This is a genomic window from Rhodoplanes roseus, assembly GCF_003258865.1.
GTDB classification, from domain to species: Bacteria; Pseudomonadota; Alphaproteobacteria; order Rhizobiales; family Xanthobacteraceae; genus Rhodoplanes; species Rhodoplanes roseus.
Genome location: NZ_NPEX01000048.1, coordinates 25,509 through 31,965, shown reverse-complemented (window position 1 = coordinate 31,965; position 6,457 = coordinate 25,509). Strand labels below are relative to the sequence as shown.

At 70.8% G+C, this 6,457-nt stretch carries 5 protein-coding genes; 2 read left to right on the top strand and 3 right to left on the bottom strand.

The window, feature by feature from the left end:
- On the bottom strand, nucleotides 1-640 hold a 640-nt coding region (locus CH341_RS09670), incomplete at its 3' end, for a DUF459 domain-containing protein (protein ID WP_146604426.1).
- 204 nt (nucleotides 641-844) lie between these two features.
- Nucleotides 845-2,275, bottom strand: a complete 1,431-nt coding sequence (locus CH341_RS09665; RefSeq protein WP_111418830.1) for a lytic murein transglycosylase — start codon at nucleotides 2,273-2,275, stop codon at nucleotides 845-847.
- A 235-nt stretch (nucleotides 2,276-2,510) separates the two neighbouring features.
- Between CH341_RS09665 and galU the strand changes: the two genes are divergently transcribed.
- Nucleotides 2,511-3,392 (top strand): UTP--glucose-1-phosphate uridylyltransferase GalU, encoded by an 882-nt coding sequence (galU, locus tag CH341_RS09660; RefSeq protein ID WP_111418829.1) that lies wholly within the window; start codon nucleotides 2,511-2,513, stop codon nucleotides 3,390-3,392.
- Nucleotides 3,393-3,547: 155 nt separating this feature from the next.
- Here the strand turns inward: galU and CH341_RS09655 are convergent, their stop codons facing one another.
- Entirely contained in the window at nucleotides 3,548-5,275 is a 1,728-nt protein-coding gene (locus tag CH341_RS09655; protein WP_170149561.1) for an outer membrane beta-barrel protein, read from the bottom strand.
- A 144-nt stretch (nucleotides 5,276-5,419) separates the two neighbouring features.
- On the opposite strand from CH341_RS09655, the gene CH341_RS09650 reads away from it, so the two are divergent.
- On the top strand, nucleotides 5,420-6,430 hold the full coding sequence (locus tag CH341_RS09650; RefSeq protein ID WP_111418827.1) for a KpsF/GutQ family sugar-phosphate isomerase: 1,011 nt from the start codon (nucleotides 5,420-5,422) through the stop codon (nucleotides 6,428-6,430).
- Nucleotides 6,431-6,457 lie beyond the last annotated feature (27 nt).

Below are 6,457 nucleotides of genomic sequence, written 5' to 3'. Positions count from 1 at the left end.
CGGCCGGCGGCTGGCCCGGCTGGGGCTGCTGGCCGGGCCGGGTGACGGCGGCGCGCGCGGCGCGCGGCTCGCGGATCGGGCGGCGGTCGTTGAGGCCGATCATCATCACGATGAAGTCGGGTCGCTCGGTCGCCAGCATCTCCTGGATGGCCTTGGGCCAGTCCGGATGGTCGCCGCGCGGGTCGCTGCGCATGTCCTGGCGGATCAGCCCCGAATGGGTCCGCGGCTTGCGGATCACGCCCATCTCGGGCGATTCGGTGAAGGAGACCTCGAGCCCGTAGCCGAGCCAGTCGGCGAGCGAGTCGCCGAACACCAGCACATTGGTGCTCGGGGTCCCCTCGGGCTTCTTGGGCGGCGGTGCCTTGGAGAAGTCGGGCGGCGGCGCGGCCTGGCCCTGGCGCTGCTCGGGCTGCGGCGCGAACGGGTTCCAGAACTGCTGCTGCTGTTGCTGCTGGTACTGCCGTTGCCGCTGGTACGGATTGGCGAACGGGTTCTGGAACGGGAAGCGGTCGTCGAAGAGCTGGGCGGCGGCCGGGGACGCGGCTCCGGCGGCGATCAGCACGGTCGTGGCCAGCACCGCCGCCTCGGCCGCGATCAGGAGCGAGAGCGCGGCGAGGGCGCGAAGAAACCGCTGTGTCATCGTCAGAGTCGCCTCCGTCGACGGCCGCTCCCGGACCGCCGTGAACGCCACGCCGAAACGCGCCGGCCGCCCCCTCGGGACGCCGACGCGACGCCGCGCGTGCCCGCAGCGACATGGCGAGCCGAAGATCGCAGGAGAAGGCGGCGTTTTCAAGCCACCGCGGCGTCGCCGCCGGCGTGTGAAATCCTCAGGATTTCGAGGCCGCTAGCGCGAGCGGAGCTGGTCCAGCAGGGTGGCCGAGGCGAAGCCGTCCGGGGTCAGCCCGGCGGCCTGCTGGTAGCGCTTGATGGCGGTGCGCGATTTCGGCCCGATGCGGCCGGTCGGCTCGCCGCCGATGTCGAAGCCGCGCCGCACCAGATGGGTCTGCAGCTCGTAGCGCTCGGCCGAGGTGAGCACCCGCTCGTCGCGGGGCCACGGCTGCACGATCGGCCCGTCGCCGCGCATCCGGTCGGCCAGGTGGCCGATCGCCATCGCATAGGCCTCGGCCGGGTTGTACTTCATGATCGCCCGAAAATTGCCGAGCATCAGGAAGGCCGGACCGCGGCGCCCCGCCGGCACCAGCAGATAAGCCTTGTCGGCCGGCCGCGGGAACGGCTTGCCGTTGGCTCGGGCGAGGCCGAGCCGCGTCCACTCCTGCATGGTGAGCCAGCGCGACGAATCGGCCATCAGGTAGTTGAAGCCCTGCGGCACGACGACCTCGTAGCCCCAGGTCTTGCCGGCCTCCCAGCCGTCCTTCTTCAGGTTGTTGGCGGTCGAGGCGATCATGTCGGGCAGCGAGTCGACCACGTCGCGCCGGCCGTCGCCGTCGAAGTCGACGGCGAAGCGCTTGAACGAGGTCGGCATGAACTGGGTCGGCCCGAAGGCGCCGGCCCACGAGCCCATCAGGTGCTCGGGGACGACGTCGCCGCGATGGAGGATCTCCAGGGCGGCCAGGAACTCGTCGCGGAAATAGGATTGCCGGCGGCCGACGCAGGCGAGCGTCGCGGTCGAGCGCAGCACCGAGCGGTCGCCGATCTGGGTGCCGAAATTCGACTCGACGCCCCAGATGGCCGCGACGATGGTGCGGTCGACGCCGTAGGCCTTCTCAACCGCCGCGAAGGTCGCGGCGTTCTGGGCGAGGATCTCGCGGCCGCGCTTGATCCGTGCGTCGCTGACCAGCAGGTCGAGATAGTCCCAGAACGCCTTGGTGAACTCCGGCTGGGCGTCCATCAGATCCATCAGCCGCAGCTCGGGCGTCAGGCCGGCCGTGTAGCGGTGGAAGGACTCGCGCGACACGCCGCGGCGCGCCGCCTCCGGCCACAGCCGCGCGATGCAGGCCGGAAACTGCGCGGTGGCGGCCCGGATCGCGTCCGCCGTCATCTCGGGGTGGCCCGAGCTGCCCGACTCGCCGCTCCACGGCCGCTCGCCGCCGGGGGCGCCGGGCGCGAGAGTCTGCGTGCTGGCCGGCGTCACGCTGCCGGTGGCCCGCTGGCCGAACAGACTGTCGAGGAAGTTCTGCGCTTCCGCCGGCGCCGGGAGGGCGAGCGAGACGGCCAGCATGGCGATGGTCGCAAGCCGACGCACCGAACCGCGCCGCCGCAGGTCGCCCGGGCTCGCGTCGGGTGTCGGGACACTCGTTGCCGTGATCTTCGCCATCGTCGTTCTCCGTCCGGCCCCGAGTGAAGGCCGTGCGCGGTTTAAGCCATCTTAATCGCCCGTGGCGCCGTCGGGGCGCAATTGCGGCGAAGACGCGGCGGCCGCGCGCGCCCGTTCACCAGCCCTTGCGACGCGTCGTCCGTCCGCCTGTTTATCCATGGACTCGGCTGGCGGAGCGTGGTTCTTTGCCGCGCCTTCGGACCCTGTCGGCTCCCGAGCTCACGCGAACAGCATCATGACCAAGCCCATCCGCAAAGCCATTCTGCCCGTCGCCGGTCTCGGCACCCGCTTCCTGCCCGCCACCAAGGCGATGCCCAAGGAGATGCTGCCGGTCGTCGACCGGCCGCTGATCCAGCACGTCGTCGACGAGGCGCGCGAGGCCGGCATCGAGCACATCATCTTCGTCACCGGCCGCAACAAGGCGGTCATCGAGGATCATTTCGACCGCCAGTACGAGCTCGAGGTGACGCTCACCGAGCGGCGCAAGTTCGCCGATCTCGAGCATCTCGAGCGCGACCTGCCGATCCCGGGCCAGACCAGCTTCACGCGCCAGCAGTCGCCGCTCGGCCTCGGCCACGCGGTGTGGTGCGCCCGCGACATCGTCGGCAACGAGCCGTTCGCGCTGCTGCTGCCCGACGTGCTGGTGCAGGCCGAGCGCGGCTGCCTCGCCCAGATGATGGACGCCTATGTCGAGGTCGGCCAGCGCGGCAACGTCATCGCCGTCGAGGAGATGCCGGAGGACAAGCTGCACATGTACGGCGTGGTCGGCGCCGGCCAGTCGACCGGCAAGGGCTTCCAGGTCACCGAGATGATCGAGAAGCCGGCGCGCGGCAAGGCGCCGTCCAACCTGATCATCACGGGCCGCTACATCCTGCAGCCCGAGATCTTCGACATCCTGGAGAACCAGAGCTGGGGCGCCGGCGGCGAGATCCAGCTCACCGACGCGATGATCAAGCTGGCCATGAACCAGCCCTTCTTCGGGGTGAAGTTCGAAGGTCGCGCCTTCGACTGCGGCTCCAAGATCGGCTTCCTGGCCGCCAACGTCGCCTATGCGCTGGAGCGCGACGACATCGCCCCGGCGTTCCGCGCCGAGCTGAAGCGCCTGCTCGGAGAGTAGGGCGGCGCGGCGCTCCTTGCCGACGGCACGGTCTCCGGCCTCGTCGTGCCCGCGCTCGCCGCGGGCATCCAGGTCTTTCGGACGTTCGGCGGTGACATGCGTGGATGGCCGGGACGAGCCCGGCCATGACGAGCTGTTCCGATGGGGCTGCCCGACTACCGCTGCAGCCGCACGCCCACGGTGATGCGGGTGGCGCTCCAGTCGGCGTTCTGGATGTTCGACCGCAGCCAGTCCTGGCGCAGCTCGCTCTTGAGAGCGACCTCGCGGCTGAGCTTGTAGAGCATCGAGACCGACGCGAAGTAGCGGTGGTCGAGGCGGTCCGATCCGACATAGTCGTCGATCCCGGTGCCGACCAGCGCGGTGCCGATCAGCCAGCGCCGGAAGGCGTGGTCGACCTGCACGGAGATGTCGCGGCTGAACACGCCCGACATGCCCGGCACGATGATCTCGGCCGCCCGCGTGGTTCCGACGAGCTTGACGAGGGTGAGGTCCGACAGCGTGTAGGCGAGCGCCGCATCGATGGTCAGCCCCGACATGTTGGTGAGCGCGTCGTCCTCGTAGAAGCGCCACAGCCAGCCGAGCGACGCCTCGCCCACCAGCTTGCGCGAGAACTCGAACGTGCTGCCGACCTTCACGAAGGTACCGGTCGAGTCGCGGTCGTAGCCGTTGCGATCGACTTTCTGCGCGTGGATGCGGGTGTCGGCGCCGGTCTCGACGAACGGCCTCAGGCCGGGCTTGAGCTCGTAGCCGACCCGCACCGCGCCGCCGTACTGATTGTATTCGCGGTCGGCGTTGCTGTAGGTCGTGCCGTCGGCGAGCAGCGAGTCCTGGTAGACCTGATGGTCGAGCGTGCCCTTGGTGGTGACCTCCAGCCGGTTGAAGGCCTGGGTGTAGCCGAAGGTCGCGCCGACCGTGGTGACCAGCGGAAACCGCTTCAGGCCGGTCTGCACGTTCGGGCTGCCGGGATTGTCTGTGGAGACGACGGCGCGCGCCTCGCCGTCGAAATGCGACAGCTTGTCGACGTCGAAGCGGCCGTTGACGCGCGAGTCCATGGTCGGCCGGTCGATGATCTCGGGCGTCGCCGTGGAAGCCACCGTGCCGGCGTTCTCGGTGACGGGCGGATAGGTCTGGCCGTACCAGGTGTAGGTGCCGCGCAGGTCGGCGTTGAGCTGGTGGCGCTGCCAGTCGGAGCGGATGATCAGCTCGGGTGACACCGTGGTCAGGCTGGAGCCGGGCAGGCCCTGGATGCGGGTCGGATTGGTGTCGAAGCCGGTGGTGATCTCGATCGCCGGCCGCAGCAGGAAGGCGCCGGCCCTGATGCCGGTCGGTGCGAACGGATCCACCTCGGCGTTGGGGAAGCGGCGCAGGATCGTCGCTGTGGTCGGAATGTTGAGGCGCGACGTGGTGTCGATGTCGGGGCCGCCGCGCCGGCGCAGCCGGCCCGGCACCACCACGGACGTCACGGCCTGGTTGGTGCCCGGCACCAGCACGGCCGACACCGGCGCGCGCTTGAGGCGCGCCGCCTCCTGCTGGCGCTGGGTCAGCGACTGCGGCAGGCGGAAGCGGCGGGCGTTCCGTGAATCGAAGCTGGTCGTTCCCGTGCTGGTCGGCAGCCGCGATCCGGACGGCGCCGTCTCCTCGCCGCCGCCGAACACGGTGCGGCCGTCCGCCGGGGCCGCCGTGGCGCTGCCCGGCCGGAATCGCTGTGGCAGCGGGCGGCTGCCGGCGGGGGCGGGCGCGAACAGGCCGGGCTCGGTGGCCGGATCGGTGCCGAGCTCCGGCGTCTGGGCGAGGGCGGCCGAGGTCGAAGCCGCGATCAGTCCCGCGCCGACGATCGCGCCCGATCCGAGCCATGCGGCGAGTCGAGAGCAGGGGCGCGGCACTGATACGTCCTCCACGCCGGCCGGCGGCACAAACGGAACTGGTTAACCGGAATAGGCCCGGTATGGTTAACGGCGGGTTCACGGGCGCCCCGGCCCTGCGTCCGGGACGGTTGCGCGGCGGCCAAAAACGAGTAGAGACGGCGCATGTCAGACGTCATCCTGCCGCCCACCGACCTCGCCCCCGGCACCCATCGCGACCTGATCGAGACGGGCCTGCGCACCCTGGAGGCGGAGGCCGAGGGGATCGCGGCGCTCGCCGCGGCGATGCGCAACGGCCTGCGCGAACCGTTCACGGCCGCCTGCGCGGCGATCCGGGCGGCGCGCGGCCGCGTCGTCGTCAGCGGCATGGGCAAGTCCGGCCATGTCGGCCACAAGATCGCGGCGACGCTGGCCTCCACCGGGACGCCGGCCTTCTTCGTCCACCCGGCCGAGGCCGGGCATGGCGACCTCGGCATGATCACGGCGGACGACGTGGTGGTGGCGCTGTCGTGGTCGGGCGAGACGGCCGAGCTGGGCGCGCTGATCGACTATTCGCGCCGTTTCCGCATCCCGCTCGTCGCCGTCACGTCGAAGGAGACGAGCACGCTCGGCAAGGCCGCCGACATCGTGCTGGCGCTGCCGCCGGCGCGCGAGGCGTGCCCGCACAACCTGGCGCCGACGACCTCGTCGCTGATGCAGCTCGCGCTCGGTGACGCGCTGGCGATCGCGCTGCTGGAGAGCCGTGGCTTCACGCCGCTCGACTTCCGCAACCTGCATCCCGGCGGAAAGCTCGGCGCGGCGCTCAAGTTCGCCCGCGACCTCATGCATGTCGGCGAGGCGATGCCGCTGTGCGCCAGCGGCGCCCGGATGGCCGCGGCCGTGCTGGAGATGTCGACCAAGGGCTTCGGCTGCGTCGGCGTCACCGACACCGAGGGGCGCCTCGTCGGCATCGTCACGGACGGCGACCTGCGCCGTCACATGCGGCCCGACCTGATGGATCTCACGGTCGACGAGGTGATGACGCGACGCCCGATCGTCGCCAGGCCGGAGCAGCTCGCCAGCGAGGCCTTGCAGGTGCTCAACGCCGCCAAGATCACGGCCGTGTTCGTCACCGACCGCGCCATGCCGGTCGGGATCGTGCATCTGCACGATCTGTTGCGGATCGGAGTGGCGTGACGGCGGTTCGGCGTCACGGCCAGGCGG

What these genes read in the sequence shown, in the direction of transcription:
- CH341_RS09665 (WP_111418830.1), bottom strand. Translation starts at nt 2,275, where the DNA reads ATGGCGAAGATCACGGCAACGAGTGTCCCGACACCCGACGCGAGCCCG.
- CH341_RS09650 (WP_111418827.1), top strand. Translation starts at nt 5,420, where the DNA reads ATGTCAGACGTCATCCTGCCGCCCACCGACCTCGCCCCCGGCACCCAT.
- galU (WP_111418829.1), top strand. Translation starts at nt 2,511, where the DNA reads ATGACCAAGCCCATCCGCAAAGCCATTCTGCCCGTCGCCGGTCTCGGC.